The organism is Bacillus sp. FAU18 (assembly GCF_056033885.1).
Genome location: NZ_JBVYHZ010000004.1, coordinates 340,736 through 357,309 on the forward strand (window position 1 = coordinate 340,736; position 16,574 = coordinate 357,309).

Below are 16,574 nucleotides of genomic sequence, written 5' to 3' on the forward strand. Positions count from 1 at the left end.
ATCACCCCTTTACCAGTAGTGATCCCGCTAAGACAATCACGACAATGTACGTAATCAGCAGGAAAACAAATCGTTTTTTGAAGGCCGCAAGCATCATCAATAGATTCTTAATATCCACCATCGCGCCAAAGACGAGAAAGGCGATTAACGAGCCTAATGAAAATGTGCTGCTGAAGGAAGACGCGATGAACGCATCGACCTCTGAACAAAGCGACAAGACAAACGCCAGTCCCATCATCACGAGTGAAGAGGATACATCATTCTGCCCGATCGCAAGCAGAGTGGATGTTTTGACATACGTCTGCATAGCGGCTGCGATAAAGGCGCCGATGATTAAATATTTTCCCACGGAGAAAAATTCATCAATGGCGTGACGCAAGGTCCCTCCCAGCTTTTGAAGCAGGGTGTGGTGATGATGATGGTGGTGCCCGGGTTCATCAGGCTTTAAAAGCTGGGTATCCTTAAATTGATAGGATAAGATGACCCCGATGATCAGCGAAACGGCGAGAGCCAGTCCGCCTCTGTAAAAGACAACGCTCCATCTATTCCCAAACGCAATATAAGTAGAAAATAAAACGATAGGATTAATGATAGGCGCGGTCAGCATGAAAGCAACGCCCGCATGCAGAGGAACTCCCTTTAACAGAAGCCGCCTCGTAATCGGGATGATGCCGCATTCACAGGCGGGAAATAAAACGCCGGCCAGCGCACCGAATAAAACGGCGAGAAAACGGTTTTTCGGCATGATTCTTGCAATCATTTCTTCAGAAACAAACATTTGAATGATTCCGGAAAGTATGACGCCAATCAGAATAAACGGAATGGCTTCTATTAAAATGCTGATAAAAATAGAATTCAGCTGAAGAAAAGATGATTGTGCTGTCACAATAAAACCTCCGCTCATGTTAAGCTGCCTTTCTTATGATACCAGAAAAAAAGGCACTGCTTGTTTGACGGAGGAGGGGAAAGGATCGTTTCACTTTGGTTAGGATTCCAAAAAGCCGAGCAGGATACTGTCTGTTTCTGCAGCTTCTTTTCCGAGCCAAATCAGATGCCCCCATGAGTGAAGCAAACAGAGAGAAGCGCCACGAATGTGCTCTTTTGCATGATGTGCATGTGACAAGTCAACCAATCCATCATAAACACTTTGCATAATCAGCACCGGACATATGATGGCTTGCAGCTCTTTTGAAGAGACAGCGGCGGTTTGTGACAAGTCAAGCAGAAATCCTTCACCCGAGCGCTGCCGGCTGTTCATTTTCCGAAATGCTTCTATGTCTTTTTCATCCATCAAGGACTTGATTCGCTGAAACGGAATGGTGCTGAATTGGGGGCTCATAGCTCGAAACATCAAACGCGGGAAAGCGTTATTCAAAGAAGAAATCAGCTTCCATATCCACTTTTCCACCGGCGGGCGGAAGAGAATTCTCCCCAATTTATATTCAGTGTCTTTTGGGGTGAGCCACTCTTTGGTGACCGCGGATTGCAGGGTCAATGTATTTACTCTTTCCGGATAATGTGAGGCAAAGCATATGCCGCTCGGCCCTCCTGCTGAGATGGCGATCACATGGACACTATCGATTTGTAGATGATCTAATAATTTCACATAGAAACGGCAGGCGTTGGCAAGACTTTTTCCAATTTCTTTTGACGTTCGTCCATAGCCGGGCCTTGAAGGCGTAATGATGGAATACCCTTGCAAAATCAACGCTGTGTATCCGAATTCCTCGTAACAATTTGAATGCCCGCCATGCATGACAAGGATTGGGGTTCCCTTGCCTGTCACAGAATATTCTAGTGTACGGCCATCGAAGGTGATCGTTTCGACTCGTCTTTTCATCTGTTTCACCCATTTGTTTTTTGCCTATTATAGAGTTTTCAGCAATTGACCACAAGGTAGAAGAAATGAATAAACAAAGGCCCTTGAAATATGATATACTTTGTATTGATATTCATTCTCAATTAAAATTTTAATATAGATGTGAACGAACGGGAGGCAGGACGCATGGCTGAGAATCAAGAGGTATATGACGTTACGATTATAGGCGGGGGGCCGATTGGGCTGTTTACTGCTTTTTACTGCGGGATGCGGGAGCTGAAAACAAAGGTAATCGAATTTTTGCCGAAGCTCGGAGGGAAGGTGTCTTTATTCTTTCCTGAGAAAATCATTCGCGATATCGGCGGCATACCGGGGATTGCGGGAAAGCAGCTGATCGAGCAGCTGAAGGAGCAGGCGACAACGTTTGATCCTGATATCGTATTGAATCAGCGTGTGACCGGGTTTGAACGCCTGGATGACGGCACCATTGTACTGACGGGTTCTGAAGGGGAAAAGCACTATACAAGAACTGTGATTTTGGCTTGCGGCATGGGGACGCTTGAGGTCAATGAGTTTGACAGCGAGGATGCGGCCCGATATGCGGGCAAAAATCTTCATTATGGAGTGGAGAAGCTCGATGCGTTTAAAGATAAGCGCGTGGTGATATCAGGCGGCGGAGATACTGCGGTTGATTGGGCTAATGAGCTTGAACCGCTCGCGGCGTCTGTGACTGTCGTTCATCGCCGCGAGGAATTCGGAGGAATGGAAAGCAGCGTGACGAAAATGAAACAATCATCGGTGCGGGTGCTTACTCCTTATTGTCTGGAGCAGCTGAGCGGCGATGAAGAGCGCATCAAAAGCGTGACGATTTGTCATACTGAATCAGGCCAAAGGGAAGATATAGAGGTTGATGAGCTGATCATTAATCATGGTTTCAAAATTGATCTCGGGCCGATGATGGAGTGGGGGCTGGAGATTGAAGAAGGCAGGGTGAAAGCCGACAGACATATGCGAACGAATCTTCCGGGCGTTTTTGTGGCGGGCGACGCGGCTTTTTATGAAAGCAAGCTGAGATTAATTGCCGGCGGCTTTACTGAAGGCCCGACAGCAGTCAACAGCGCTAAGGCTTATTTGGATCCTAAGGCTGAGAATATGGCGATGTATTCAACCCATCATAAAAAATTGGTACATAAATAAAACAGCCCTTGGGGGAAAGGGCTGTTTGCCATCAGCTGTGAAGGAGTTTTCTTTCCGCTTGTTGGTTTTGGATGAAAGCAAACAATTCATCCTGTTCTTGGATGGCTGTGAATCCATAAGCCCCGGCAGCTGAGTCATCGCCTAAACAGACGATAGGAGGCCGGCTTGCTGACGGTTCCGGCGACATGCCAATTTGTTCGCCAGTATTGATCAATTGCTGAACGGACAGCTTGTTCGGGCAAATGACCATGTGCAGCGGGGATTCACTGATGGTACGCTGAATCATGTGGGTGAACCGGTCATCTATGACGTTTTCATGAGTGATATAAAACGAACAGGATTCATGCTTTTGCATGTTTTCCACTGCATGGCGGCTCCCGACAACAAGACGTTTCTCTGAATCAGGCTCAATGGCGGTGACAAGAAAGCCCCGTTTCTCAAGCTCTGTCTTTGCTTGCTCAGATGCTGCACTCAGTTTGGCTGTCAACTGGCGGATATCGATTTTCTGAGAAGCCAGTGCTCTGAAAAATTCACAAACCGCCCGGCGCGATGTGAAAAAAACGTCTTCAAAGGTGCCAATCTTTCGAAGAATTTCTTCATTGACTGGCATGTTTTCGGTCCGCCATTTCGGCCACTCGATGACATCGGCGCCGGAATCGCGCAGCTTGTCTGCAAGCGGGTCTTCATCTTCGCCATGAGTCACAACCATCAAATGCCGTCCGATGAGCGGTTTGCTTTCAAACCAGCTGTGTGTTTGAAAGTTGACGATGTCTCCGATGACGATAATCGCGGGGTTTGTAATCTGGTGTTCCTGCACTTTTTGCTGGATGTTCTCAAGTGTTCCTTTCACACTCCGCTGGCGGCCCCACGTTCCCCATTGGATGACAATGACAGGGACAGAAGGTGATTTCCCGTATGAAATAAGCTGCTGGCAAATATAAGACAAGTTCTTGACACCCATGTAAAAAACAAGGGTTTGTACGCTTCGTGCAAGCCCTTCCCAGTCAAGGTTCGGCGTGCCTTTTAATGATTTATCATGCGCTGTAATCATGGCAAAAGACGATGCAAAATCCCGATGCGTGACGGGGATGCCCGCATATAGCGGCGCTGCAATTCCAGAGGTGATTCCCGGCACCATTTCATAGCGAATGCCGTGCTCATGAAGAGCATCTGCTTCCTCGCCGACTCTGCCGAATACGCTCGGATCTCCGCCCTTCAAGCGAACGACGGTTAACCCATTTAATGCTTTTTCAACCAGCAGGGCGTTAATTTCTTTTTGTTTCATAAAATGGCGGTCTGGCAGTTTTCCGCAATAAATAAACTGACAATCCGGTGATGCAAATTCGAGCAGCTTCGGGTTGGCGAGCCGGTCATATAAAATCACATCTGCTTCCTCGAGCGCCTGTTTTCCTTTGATGGTGAGCAGGCCTGGGTCGCCGGGTCCGGCTCCCACGAAATATACGATTCCGTTCTTCATGATCATGTCATCCTTCCGTCACTGTAAAAAATGAAGGACCACTAGAAAAGTGATCCGGTCTTTTGATCAATATACGAGATAAACATGTTCTCCTTCGATCAGCGTTTCATATGTTTTGACACATCCGTGGTCAGGTTCTTGGACGATTCCGTCTTCTAAGGAAATTTTCCAGTCGTGCATCGGGCAGAAAACATATTGACCGCTGACGATGCCTTCTGCCAGGACGCCGCCTTTATGCGGACAGCGGTTTTCGATGGCGCGGATGCTTCCGTCTGAAAGCTTGAAAACCGCGAGCTCCTTATCTTCAATATACACTGTTTTGCCTAATTGTTCAGGCAATTCTTCAATTTTTCCGATACATACTTTTGTTACGTCTTTGTTTACCATGTCCATTCCTCCTCAATGATTGTTTTTGTCATTATGATGTGGTCACGACATTTTCAAATAATTCTTTAGAGGTTTGTTTATCCTCTAAAAAGTCTTTCCACGGATCCTTGTGGACAGAGAGTGTTTCATTCATTCGGTCGTTAAGCTCCTGCCGCTTTTCCGGATCGTTTAACACGGATTGGACATGGGATAAACCGACGCGCTCAAGCCATGCGGACGTACGCTCCAGATAGTTTGCGGTTTCCCTGTAATATTGCAGGTAAGCGCCTGCGTATTCTAAGACTTCTTCATTTGTTTTCACCTTCATCAGCAAATCGCCGGCACGCAAATGGGTTCCGCCGTTTCCGCCGACATAAAGCTCCCAGCCTCCGTCGATGCCGACAACGCCAAGGTCCTTAATGCCGGATTCCGCACAGTTTCGCGGGCAGGCAGACACGGCCATTTTGACTTTGTGCGGCGTGTTCAGCCCTTCGAATTTTTTCTCAAGCGCAATGCCCAGTGCCATGGAGTCTTGTGTGCCGAAGCGGCAGAATTGCTCGCCTACACATGTTTTCACTGTGCGGAGCGTTTTTCCGTACGCATAGCCCGACGGCATATCAAGATCTTCCCATACCTTCGGAAGGTCTTCTTTTTTCACGCCGATAAGATCAATTCGCTGGCCGCCTGTCATTTTCACGAGCGGGATCTCATATTTGTCAACGACATCGGCGATCTTGCGCAAATCTGTGGAGTTGGTCACGCCGCCGTACATCCGAGGAACGACTGAGTATGTTCCGTCTTTTTGAATATTGGCGTGCATTCGTTCATTAACAAAGCGGGATGTCCGGTCATCCTCGTATTTGGTTGGATTGATCATGCCTAAGTAGTAGTTCAGAGCCGGCCGGCATTTGGAACAGCCTTCTGGTGTTTTCCAGCCGAGCACATTCATGATTTCTCTTGTATGTGACAGCCCTTTGGCTTTGATTTCTTCTACGACTTCATCTCTCGACAATGTGGTGCAGCCGCAAATGGCTTCTTTTTGCGCTGACGCATCAAAGTCTGATCCGAGCGTATGCTGGAGGATTTCTTCTACGAGCGGCTTACAGCCTCCGCATGAGCGGGATGCGCCAGTGCATGCTTTGATTTCGTCCGTTGACGAGCAGCCCTTTTCCTGTATGGCTTGAATAATCGCACCTTTTGACACGCCGTTGCAGCCGCAGATGATTTCATCGTCGCTCATCGCTGCGGTAATGCTTGTGCCTGCTTCTTGGCTGAGAGGCTGTAAGATTGATATTTTAGAGGTTTCAGAGATATCGGCTTCTTTTTGAATCATAGAAAACAGGCGATTGCCTTCACTGCTGTCGCCGAATAAAACAGCACCGACAATTTGATTGCCTCTCAGGACGATTTTTTTATAGATGCCGTCCTGCTCATCGAAGACTTTAATCGCTTTTTTCTCCTCTGATTCGTTAAAGTCACCGGCAGAGAAGACCTCGACGCCTGATACCTTTAACTGTGTGGAGAGAACGGAGCCCTCATACGGTTTTGTTTCGATGCCGCAAATATGCTTTGCCAGCACTTTTGCCTGTTCATAGAGCGGCGCCACAAGCCCGTAGGCGATTCCGCGGTGCTCGGCACATTCGCCGACCGCGTAAATGTGCGGGATTTCAGTCTGCATATAATCGTTGACGATGATGCCGCGGTTAACCGGAATGCCGCTCTCGGCCCCGAGTGTTGTATTCGGACGAATGCCGACAGCCATGACGACTAAATCAGCTTCAATGCTTGTGCCATCTTTGAAGCGGAGGCCTTCGACACGGTCATCACCGACAATTTCTTCGGTTTGCTTTTCAAGTAAAAAGGTCATACCTTGTTTTTCTAACTCGTTTTGCAGCAGGCGTCCTGCCGTTGCATCAAGCTGGCGCTCCATCAGGAATGGGGCAAGGTGGATGACGGACACATCCATGCCAAGATTCAGCAGTCCGCGAGCTGCTTCCAAACCAAGAAGTCCTCCGCCGATGACGGCTGCTTTTTTATATTGTTTTGACGCGGCGAGCATTGTGTCTGTATCTTTTATATCCCGGAAAGCTGTGACGCCTTTTTTGTCTGCGCCCGGAATCGGAAGGATAAAAGGGAGCGAGCCTGTTGCCAGGATCAATTCGTCGTAAGGCTGGATTCTGTCTGCATCTGTGATGACTGTTTTGTTTTCCGTGTCCACTTTGATGACTGTTTCATTTGTATACAATTGAATGTTGTTTTCTTTGTACCAGTCCCAATCGTTTAACGTAATATCTTTAATATCTGTATCGCCTTGAAGCACTTTTGACAAAAGGATTCGGTTATAATTGGGATGCGGTTCGGCACCGAAAATTGTGATCTGAAACTCGTCTTTAGCAACACTCAGTATCTCTTCAATGGCCCTTACCCCGGCCATTCCATTACCAACAAGAACTAGCTGTTTTTTTCCCATCAGATGATCCGCTCCTTATCAATGTTTTTTCCAGCGTAGCACAGCAAAAAGGAATATTTAAGATACATGTTATAAAATGTAACAAAATATACGAAAAGTTCTAAAAATTTTATGAAAAATTTAAATAGGTCTGATTCGGACGGCACATACCTTAAAACCGGGCATTTTACAGGCTGGATCTAAGGCTTCCCCGATTAAATCATTCACATTTTGAGCGTCTGCCCAATGGATGGGAACAAAAACGGTATCTTTTCTGATTTGTTCTGATAATTTGCTGCGGACGGTGATGCTTCCCCGCGGCGATTCTATTTTTACCAGTACACGGTCCTCGATATTGTAGGTCGCTGCTGTTTGCGGATGGATTTCCATAAACGATTCAAAATGTCTCGCGGCAAGGGCGGCGCTTTTTCTTGTTTGGACGCCTGTTAAGTAGTGAGACATGACTCTGCCTGTCGTTAAATAAAGCGGATAATCGGCTGTCGGCTTCTCTTTTGGAACAGGCGGTTCGTTTGGAATCACACTTAATGCCGCTTTTTGATCCGGATGAGCAAATGATTCTGTAAACAAGCGCCGAGTTCCGGGATGATCAGATTCCGGACACGGCCAATGAATGCCGCCTTCACGTCTGAGCCTGCCGTATGAGATGCCTGAATAATCGGCAATCCCGCCTCGGCTCGCTTCTCTCAATTCATTAAAAATATCCTCCGCTGACGTATAAGAAAAGTAGCGGCCCTTGCCGAGAGCGGATGCGAGATCACAAATGATCTGCCAATCATGCTTTGCTTCGCCGGGACATGGCCGGCTTGCTTCTCTTAATGTCACGCGTCCTTCTACATTTGTCATGGTGCCTTCATCTTCTAAGTAAGAGGAGGCGGGTAAAATCACATCTGCGTATTTCGCAGTCTCAGAAATAAACAAATCGATTGCAACAAAGAATGTCAGTTTCCTTAAAGCCTTTTTCACGAGATTCGCATTTGGGCTGGAGACAGCAGGATTGGAGCACATGAGGAACAATCCTTTGATGTCGCCGTCGTTGATTTTTTCCATCATTTCATAGGCTGAGACACCTTTTCGCGGCAGATCATCCTGATGGATTCCCCACACTTTCGCAACATGTGCCCGGTGTTGTTCGTTTTCAATAGATCGATAGCCCGGAAGCTGATCGGCTTTTTGGCCATGCTCTCTTGCACCTTGCCCGTTGCCTTGTCCGGTGATCGCCCCGTAACCTGAGTAAGGCTTGCCGATTTTCCCTGTGATCAGCACCATGTTTAAGAAGCCTTTCACAGCCGCTGTTCCATCGGTTTGCTGTTCAATCCCGCGGGCTGTAAACAGCATGCCGGACGTTTCCTTGGCAAACTTTACAGCAGCTTTTCTTATATCCACCAGCGGGACACTCGTCTGTTCGGCGATGTCATTCAGGTCCAACGAGTCAGTATGCTGCTTCAGCTCTTCGAATCCATTTGTTCGTGATTGAATGAAATCCTCGTTTATAAGCTGTTCGTCAATGATGATTTTGACGAGGCCGTTGGCAAGAGCGGCGTCTGTGCCGGGTTTGATTTTCAGATGAAGATCGGCGATTTTTGTTGTCGCTGTTTCACGCGGATCAATGGCAATGATGTAAGCTCCGTTTTCTTTCGCTTTTTCAAAATATGGCATAATCGTAGGCTGGCACTCCGCGATATTGGTGCCGGCCAGAATGATCACACGGGTGTGGGGAATGTCTGATAAGGGATTCGTTAAGCCTCTGTCCGCGCCGAATGTTTGGTTGGCTGCGGTTGCTGCGGCGGACATACAAAGCCTCCCGTTGTAGTCGATGTATTTTGTCTGTAAGCCCACCCGTGCGAATTTCCCTAACAAATACGCCTCTTCATTTGTAATCGAGGCGCTTCCGTATAGCGCCATGGCATCATGGCCGTGTTCTGCTTGGATCATTGTCACTTGGTCTTTCATGTAATTCAATGCTTCTTCCCAGGAAACAGGGATAAACTCGCCGTTTTTCTTCAGCAGAGGGCGGGTGATGCGAGAGGAGTTCAAGGCATGCTGGTGAGCATTCATGCCCTTCATGCATAGCCGACCCTGTGTTGTAGGATTATCAATCCCGATCGCAGTGTATTTTTTGCGCGTGACGATGGTTTGTTCCACGAGCTGCATTTTGCACTGCATGCTGCAAAACGGGCATTGAGTGTCATATGTTTTTTCTGATTGGACGTCTTGCTGTTTATCACGGAAATATCTAAGCAGTCGTTCAGTCAAAATGCCTCATCCTTTCTTATATGCGCCGTCTCTACAGTCGGGTTTTGAATCAGTGACAGATCTGTTTGGAGGCTTTCCAGCAGCTGTGCCCTTAGGTCTTCTTCGAATAGCACTTCTCTGATATGAACGATCCCGAGACGGTCTATCCACTGATGAACAGCTTCTAAGTAATGAGCCGTTTCCCGATAATACTGGATCAGTCCTTTGATCATGCCGGCAGTGCTGTCTTCATTCTCAGTCACGCAAAACAGAGCTCCTGAACGGGCATGAGTTCCCCGGACGCCGCCGATGTAAATGTCCCAGCCAGCTTGTGTCCGAATTGCGCCGACATCTTGCAGGGCGGCATGGGTGCAGTCTGTTTCACATGATAAGCTGATAGAAATGGGAGCGGGTAAGGGAAGCATCTCAAGTTGTCTTTCGATTTGGGCTGCCAGCTGCTGAATCGATCGATTTTGCCCGCATGTACATGCTTTGATGCTTTGCAGCGCGTGTCGGTGTTCATTGGTGTAAACGGGCATTTTCAGGTCTTTTTTTATATTCGGGAGATCCGCAGGCTTGATCCCGGAAAGCTTCAGCCTTTGGCCGTGAGTGATGGATACGTCGGGAATGCTGTATGCCTCAATGATGTTGGCGATGGTTCTTAGCTGCTCCGCGTTTGTCCGTCCGCCGTACATTTGCGGAATCAGGATGCATGCCTCTTCAGTGGCTGGCTCCGGCTGGACAAACCCGGGGTACAGCATTTCCAGATAGTATTGAATCGCAGGAACACAAGTACTGCATCCTTTTTTTGTTTTCCAGTCAAGCTGGTTCATCACTTCTGCCGGATTAGTGAATGGCCTGCGCTGAAGCTCAGCGATGATGTCGTCTTCTGTAAAATCAGTACAGCTGCAAAACGAAGGTGTGCCGGCGGGCTTCGTATATTCGCTGTTGGTCATGTGCCTCAAAAGGTCTTCAACGAGCGGTTTGCATCCTCCGCAGGACCCAGTGGCTTTGGTGCAGTGCTTGACTTCCTCAACAGTTGTTAAGCTATTCGTGTGCACCGCGTCTTCAATCGCGCCTTTCGTCACTGTGTTGCATTGGCAAATCGTTTCACTGGAAGGCATGGATTCAAATAAAGGGCCGCTTGTCTCTGGTTCGATGATCTGCTTTTTGACAATGGAGATGTCTCGTTGTTTAAGCAGGCTGTCGAGAAGCCGCTGCTTGTCACGGGTGTCTCCGAATAAAATAACGCCGGCCAGTTTGTCATCTACAAAAAGCGCTTTTTTATAAACGCCTGCTTGTTCGTCGTAGATTTTGATGCTCGTCGTGCGTTCATCCTCTTGGATCTTTCCTGCTGACCACACATCGATTCCAGCTATTTTTAAAGCCGCAGATGGTGCTGAGCCTTGATATTCCTCACATGGAACGCCGCAAATATGACTGGCGAGAGCTTTTCCCTGCTCATAAAGCGGTGCCACCAATCCGTACACCGTTCCGTTATGTTCGGCGCATTCACCGACGGCGTAGATATTCGGTTCGCTTGTCTGCATGAAGTCATTCACGATGATCCCGCGGTTCACTTTGATTCCAGCGGATACAGCTAATTCAATATTCGGTCTGACGCCGGCCGCCATCACAATCAAGTCTGCTTTTAATGAAGAGCCATCTTTAAAATGGATTCGGTCTGCCTTGGTGGCGCCGGAAATGGAGACGGTGTCTTTCTCCAAAAGAAAGGTTAGGCCTTTTTGTTCCAGCTCTGTTTGCAGCAGCCGCGCCGCTGTTTGATCGAGCTGTTTTTGCATAATGCCGGCGGAGTGGTGAATGACGCTGACATCCATACCGAGATGCTGTAAGCCGACTGCAGCTTCCAGTCCTAATAAGCCGGCTCCGATTACCGCAGCCTTTTGAAAGTGCTGAGTCATCTTCATCAGCGCTTGGCAGTCTTCTATTGTCCGAAATCCATAGACACCTTTTTTGTCTGCCCCGGGGATAGGGAGAATATGAGGGGAGGAACCTGTTGCCACAATGAATTTGTCATAAGACAGGATGCGCTTGCGATCCGTTATGACCTGCTGCTGATCTGTATCAATTTGAATAACCGTTTCGCCTGTGTAAAGCGTGATCCCGTGCTTGTCGTACCAATCCTTGCTGTTCAGTGTAATGTCATCGAGTGACGCTTCACCCTGCAATACAGAGGATAAGAGAATGCGATTGTAATTGGGATGCGGCTCGCTTCCGAAAATGACAATCTCAAACATGTGGCGATTCAGCTTAAATACTTCTTCAATACAGCGGATTCCGGCCATGCCGTTTCCCGCTAACACCAATCTTTGTTTCTTCATGTATCAGACCTCCTTTGGCGAAGCTCGTAAGTTTTCTCCTATTAAAAATTATGTCACAATGCACTGTTAACGCATTAAACGTGTCACAAAAACTTACACATGTCTTTTCCAGAAAATAATGGTCCTATATCCTTGATTCAGAAAATGTAAAATAATGAGGGTCTAGAAAGGGGAATCTTATGAAGCTGTCGGAACTGAAAACTAGCGGTCATCCACTCACGTTGCTCTGTTCCTTTTTATACTTTGATGTCAGTTTTATGATATGGGTTATGCTTGGGGCGCTGGGTGTTTATATTTCTCAGGATTTTGGCCTGTCTCCTTTTGAGAAAGGGCTTGTCGTAGCTGTGCCGATTTTATCTGGATCAGTGTTTCGTATCATTCTTGGTATTTTAACGGACAGAATCGGACCGAAAAAAACGGCAGTGATCGGGATGCTGGTGACGATGATTCCGCTGCTTTGGGGGACATTCGGCGGCCGTTCCCTGACTGAACTGTATGCCATCGGGATTCTGCTTGGCGTGGCGGGGGCAAGCTTTGCTGTAGCGCTGCCTATGGCCAGCCGCTGGTATCCTCCTCATTTGCAGGGACTTGCGATGGGGATTGCTGGAGCGGGGAACAGCGGCACGTTGTTTGCAACCCTGTTTGGCCCTCGTCTGGCAGAGCAGTTCGGCTGGCACATTGTCATGGGAATTGCGCTTATTCCATTATTGATCGTCTTTATTCTTTTTGTATCCATGGCAAAGGATTCTCCTGCACAGCCGTCTCCGCAGCCGCTCAAAAGCTATCTGCATGTGTTCGGGCAAAAGGAAACATGGTTTTTCTGCCTGCTGTACAGCGTCACATTTGGCGGATTTGTCGGGCTCTCAAGCTTTTTATCAATTTTCTTTGTTGATCAATACCAGCTGTCAAAAATTCACGCGGGCGACTTCGTTACATTATGTGTGGCGGCGGGGAGCTTTTTCCGGCCTGTCGGGGGCTTGATTTCGGATCGTGTCGGCGGCACGAAAGTTCTTTCTGTACTGTTTGTCATCGTGGCACTGTGTATGGCCGGAGTCAGCAGCCTGCCATCTCTTTCAATGGTTATTGTTCTATTGTTTGTCGGAATGATGGGGCTCGGAATGGGTAACGGTGCAGTATTCCAGCTCGTGCCGCAGCGTTTTCGCAAAGAAATTGGCATGGTGACGGGAATCGTCGGTGCGGCCGGAGGAATCGGAGGGTTTTTCCTGCCGAACATCTTAGGATCTCTCAAACAGATGACAGGCACATATGCTATCGGTTTTATCACGTTTTCCTGTATCGCGCTGCTGGCGTTTGCACTTGTCCTTGCCGCAGGCTATTACTGGCGGAAAAGCTGGAGCGCGGAAAGCAGCCCGGCGGATGTTTAGGATTTTGACGGACACGCATTTGTGCGTGTCTTTTTTATTTTCTCTTGATTTTCAACAGTGAACCGATCAAAATAAATAGTAATTATTACGATTTGTTAGTGAGAGGAGTTTTCTGAATGAATCAACATACGCTGCTCCCGAAAAAAACGGAGCGTCTTCAATACTTTGGATCGGTCAGTCCGATCAAAGGCGAGAAACCAGTGGAAAAAGAGAAAATGAAGGACCTGCAAAATATCAGGAAGGATTATTTTTTTGACATTCAGCATGTAGGTGTCGCTAATGTGTCCCATCCAGTCACAATCACTTCTGCCATGATGCCTGCCGAGCAAACAACGGCTGCGAACTTTACAATGACTTGTAATTTGCCGAGAAATCAGAAGGGGACTAATATGAGCCGGTTAACAGAGCTGCTGCAAGTCTATCATCAAAACGGCTGGGTTCTCTCATTTTCCTCTCTTCAACAATTTGCGAAAGAGCTTGCAGAAAACATGGACATATCATCTGCCACAGTTGAAGTGAGGTTTCCGTGGTTTTTCGAACGGAAAAGCCCGAAGCTTGAGAAAGCGGGTTTGATGCATGCTGATATATTCATGTCTGTCACCTATCGCAAAGATCAGCCGTTTAAACAGCGTGCCGGCATCTCAGCAAAAGTAACGACTCTGTGCCCTTGCTCCAAGGAAATCAGCGAATACAGTGCCCATAATCAGAGGGGAACGGTCAGCATTTGGGCGGATATTCATCCGGCCGCATCGCTGCCAAGTGATGTTAAAGCTGATTTGCTTCACGCCGCAGAATCAAATGCTTCTGCGAGACTGCATCCGGTATTGAAGCGGCCTGATGAAAAAGCCGTGACAGAAACGGCCTATGAAAATCCGAGGTTTGTTGAGGATCTCGCCCGGCTGATTGCTGCAGATTTGTTTGAGCTTGAATGGGTGTCAGCCTTTGAGATTGAATGCCGCAATGAAGAATCGATCCATCTCCACGATGCCTATGCGAAGCTGTGTTTTTCGAAGGAAGTGGATAAAATATGAAACTCTCATTATTCATTATTGCAGTTCTTATGCCAGCCTGCCTGCTGTCAGCCTGCTCCGATCATGCAGAAGAACACGCAAGTATCAATACAAAGAAAACGGTCGAAAACATAACGGACGTTCGAAAAACAGCAAAAACAAGCATTGATTGGACAAAGCCTTCGGGCGGAGAATACCCGGATATTAAACAGAAGCATGTCTGGATTGATGTGAATGTGAAGGAGCAGAAGGCTTACATCAAGGAAGGAAGCAACACCATCTATACAATGATGATCTCTTCTGGTCTTGATCAAACAAAAGATGATGCTACGCCAAAGGGCACCTTTTATGTAGAGCCTGAACGGGGAGAATGGTTTTTCTCCGAAGGATACCAGGAAGGCGCAGAATACTGGGTATCATGGAAAAATCACGGTGAATTTCTATTTCATAGTGTGCCAATGACTAAGGATCAAAAAGTCATCAAAACGGAAGCAGAAAAACTAGGAACGAAAGCATCTCACGGATGTATCAGGCTGACCATTCCAGATGCGAAATGGGTATATGAAAATATCCCTGAACATACAAAAGTGGTGATCAGCTGAATTGAAAACCGTTGACAAAAAGGAAAAAAGACCATACAATTTAAATCGTAACAATTACGTTTTGTGAGAAATGGCTTATCATTGGCTGTATCTGTGAAAAGCGGAAAGGCTAAGGATCTTGCTGTCATTGATCCCCATGAAGCGTCTCTTGAAAACTGGAAACGAAACCCAAGCTACTTTCTGATGAGATATTTGCGCTTTCCATCGGTTCAGCAACGCAAGTGGAGCAATTGCCTTATGCAAGCTGCGGTTTTCCGATTGTAGGCAAGTATTTGCGATGGGGAAAAGGATTAAACGCGGTTGGAGCCTTTACTGATTTATAAATCGGGCGGCAGCGAGAAATGAGCGCGAAAAGCTGCTCTACACCATTGTACATACGGCGAAGTATTCAATTTAAATCGTAATCATTCTATTTTAATGGAGGCATTATTATGAAAAAAATTCCGGTTACCGTACTGAGCGGTTATCTCGGTGCGGGAAAAACAACATTGTTGAACAGCATTCTGCAAAATCGCGAAGGCTTGAAAATAGCGGTTATCGTAAACGATATGAGCGAGGTGAACATTGACGCGGGTTTGGTTAAGCAGGAAGGGGGCCTTTCCAGAACAGATGAAAAGCTTGTGGAAATGTCAAACGGCTGCATTTGCTGCACGCTTCGCGAAGACTTATTAATAGAAGTTGAGAAGCTGGCAAAAGACGGACGGTTTGATTATATCGTCATCGAATCGACCGGAATCAGCGAACCGATCCCGGTGGCCCAGACTTTCTCTTATATCGATGAAGAGATGGGAATCGATCTTACAAAATTCTGTCAGCTGGATACGATGGTGACAGTGGTTGATGCCAACCGTTTTTGGCATGATTATCAGTCAGGCGAAAGCCTTCTGGACCGCAAAGAAGCATTGGGGGAAGAGGATGAAAGAGAAATCGCCGACCTCTTGATCGATCAAATTGAGTTTTGCGATGTACTGATCTTAAATAAATGTGATTTGGTCAGCGAGCAAGAGCTCGAACAGCTTCAAAACGTTCTTCGTAAACTGCAGCCAAGAGCCAGGTTCATTCGTTCCGTCAAAGGAAATGTAAAACCGCAGGAGATTTTGCATACAGGATTATTTAACTTCGAGGAAGCGAGCGGATCGGCCGGCTGGATTCAAGAGCTGACGGCAGGCCATGCGGAACACACCCCGGAAACAGAAGAATACGGTATCTCTTCATTTGTATATAAGAGACGTTTGCCGTTTCATTCTACACGGTTTTATCAATGGATGGATCAAATGCCAAAGAACGTGGTTCGTGCCAAAGGAATCGTCTGGTGCGCATCTCATAACAACCTCGCTTTGCTGATGTCGCAAGCAGGTCCTTCGGTTACGATTGAGCCTGTATCTTATTGGGTGGCGGCGCTGCCGAAGCTTGAGCAGGAGCAAGTCAAACAGCAGGAGCCGGAAATCCTGGAGGAGTGGGACCCGGAGTTCGGCGACCGCCTAACGCAGCTAGTTTTTATCGGAACTGACCTGGATGAAGAAACGATCACGAAAGAGCTTGATCAATGCCTGCTGACTGAGTATGAATTTGATTCCGACTGGTCGCTGTTTGAGGACCCGTTTAAATGGAAGCTGAATCAATAGAAAAAAAGCCGTCCCCTGGGGGAGCGGCTTTTTTTAATGAAACGTTTGT

11 protein-coding genes and 2 pseudogenes are annotated in these 16,574 nt (G+C 47.4%); 6 read left to right on the forward strand and 7 right to left on the reverse strand.

Annotated elements, in window-relative coordinates; translation table 11 throughout:
* Nucleotide 1 precedes the first annotated feature (1 nt).
* Nucleotides 2-886, reverse strand: a complete 885-nt coding sequence (locus AC0OMU_RS12845) for a permease (protein ID WP_080030627.1) — start codon at nucleotides 884-886, stop codon at nucleotides 2-4.
* Between the two features lie 99 nt (nucleotides 887-985).
* The gene (locus tag AC0OMU_RS12850) at nucleotides 986-1,840 is read right to left on the reverse strand and encodes an alpha/beta fold hydrolase (RefSeq protein ID WP_041517642.1); all 855 of its coding nucleotides are present in this window, start codon (nucleotides 1,838-1,840) and stop codon (nucleotides 986-988) included.
* Between the two features lie 165 nt (nucleotides 1,841-2,005).
* On the opposite strand from AC0OMU_RS12850, the gene ffoR reads away from it, so the two are divergent.
* Entirely contained in the window at nucleotides 2,006-3,016 is a 1,011-nt protein-coding gene (gene ffoR, locus AC0OMU_RS12855; protein ID WP_474241224.1) for a ferredoxin--NADP(+) reductase, read from the forward strand.
* 31 nt (nucleotides 3,017-3,047) lie between these two features.
* Here the strand turns inward: ffoR and cobA are convergent, their stop codons facing one another.
* From cobA to nasB, 5 genes and pseudogenes are all read right to left on the reverse strand, one after another.
* Nucleotides 3,048-4,499: a uroporphyrinogen-III C-methyltransferase gene (cobA, locus tag AC0OMU_RS12860; protein WP_309529882.1), complete on the reverse strand. Its 1,452-nt coding sequence runs from the start codon at nucleotides 4,497-4,499 to the stop codon at nucleotides 3,048-3,050.
* Between the two features lie 60 nt (nucleotides 4,500-4,559).
* Nucleotides 4,560-4,880 (reverse strand): nitrite reductase small subunit NirD, encoded by a 321-nt coding sequence (gene nirD, locus AC0OMU_RS12865; protein WP_003246252.1) that lies wholly within the window; start codon nucleotides 4,878-4,880, stop codon nucleotides 4,560-4,562.
* A gap of 31 nt (nucleotides 4,881-4,911) precedes the next feature.
* Nucleotides 4,912-7,329, reverse strand: a complete 2,418-nt coding sequence (gene nasD, locus AC0OMU_RS12870) for an NADPH-nitrite reductase (protein ID WP_063336032.1) — start codon at nucleotides 7,327-7,329, stop codon at nucleotides 4,912-4,914.
* A gap of 120 nt (nucleotides 7,330-7,449) precedes the next feature.
* Nucleotides 7,450-9,582, reverse strand: a complete 2,133-nt coding sequence (gene nasC / locus AC0OMU_RS12875; RefSeq protein WP_015382724.1) for an assimilatory nitrate reductase catalytic subunit NasC — start codon at nucleotides 9,580-9,582, stop codon at nucleotides 7,450-7,452.
* Between the two features lie 6 nt (nucleotides 9,583-9,588).
* Nucleotides 9,589-11,903: pseudogene (nasB, locus tag AC0OMU_RS12880) on the reverse strand (assimilatory nitrate reductase electron transfer subunit NasB).
* Nucleotides 11,904-12,082: 179 nt separating this feature from the next.
* On the opposite strand from nasB, the gene AC0OMU_RS12885 reads away from it, so the two are divergent.
* From AC0OMU_RS12885 to zinU, 5 genes and pseudogenes are all read left to right on the forward strand, one after another.
* Entirely contained in the window at nucleotides 12,083-13,288 is a 1,206-nt protein-coding gene (locus AC0OMU_RS12885) for an MFS transporter (RefSeq protein ID WP_003246358.1), read from the forward strand.
* A gap of 116 nt (nucleotides 13,289-13,404) precedes the next feature.
* Nucleotides 13,405-14,319 carry a GTP cyclohydrolase FolE2 gene (gene folE2, locus AC0OMU_RS12890; protein WP_015382727.1) on the forward strand — a complete coding sequence of 305 codons (915 nt, stop codon included), beginning with the start codon at nucleotides 13,405-13,407 and terminating at the stop codon, nucleotides 14,317-14,319.
* Nucleotides 14,316-14,900: a L,D-transpeptidase gene (locus tag AC0OMU_RS12895; protein WP_015382728.1), complete on the forward strand. Its 585-nt coding sequence runs from the start codon at nucleotides 14,316-14,318 to the stop codon at nucleotides 14,898-14,900. Before folE2 ends, AC0OMU_RS12895 begins: the two co-directional genes overlap by 4 nt.
* Before the next feature lie 221 nt (nucleotides 14,901-15,121).
* Nucleotides 15,122-15,304: pseudogene (locus AC0OMU_RS12900) on the forward strand (hypothetical protein).
* A 27-nt stretch (nucleotides 15,305-15,331) separates the two neighbouring features.
* A complete protein-coding gene (gene zinU / locus AC0OMU_RS12905; protein WP_015382729.1) occupies nucleotides 15,332-16,525 on the forward strand; it encodes a zinc metallochaperone ZinU in 1,194 nt (397 codons plus the stop codon).
* Nucleotides 16,526-16,574: the final 49 nt, after the last annotated feature.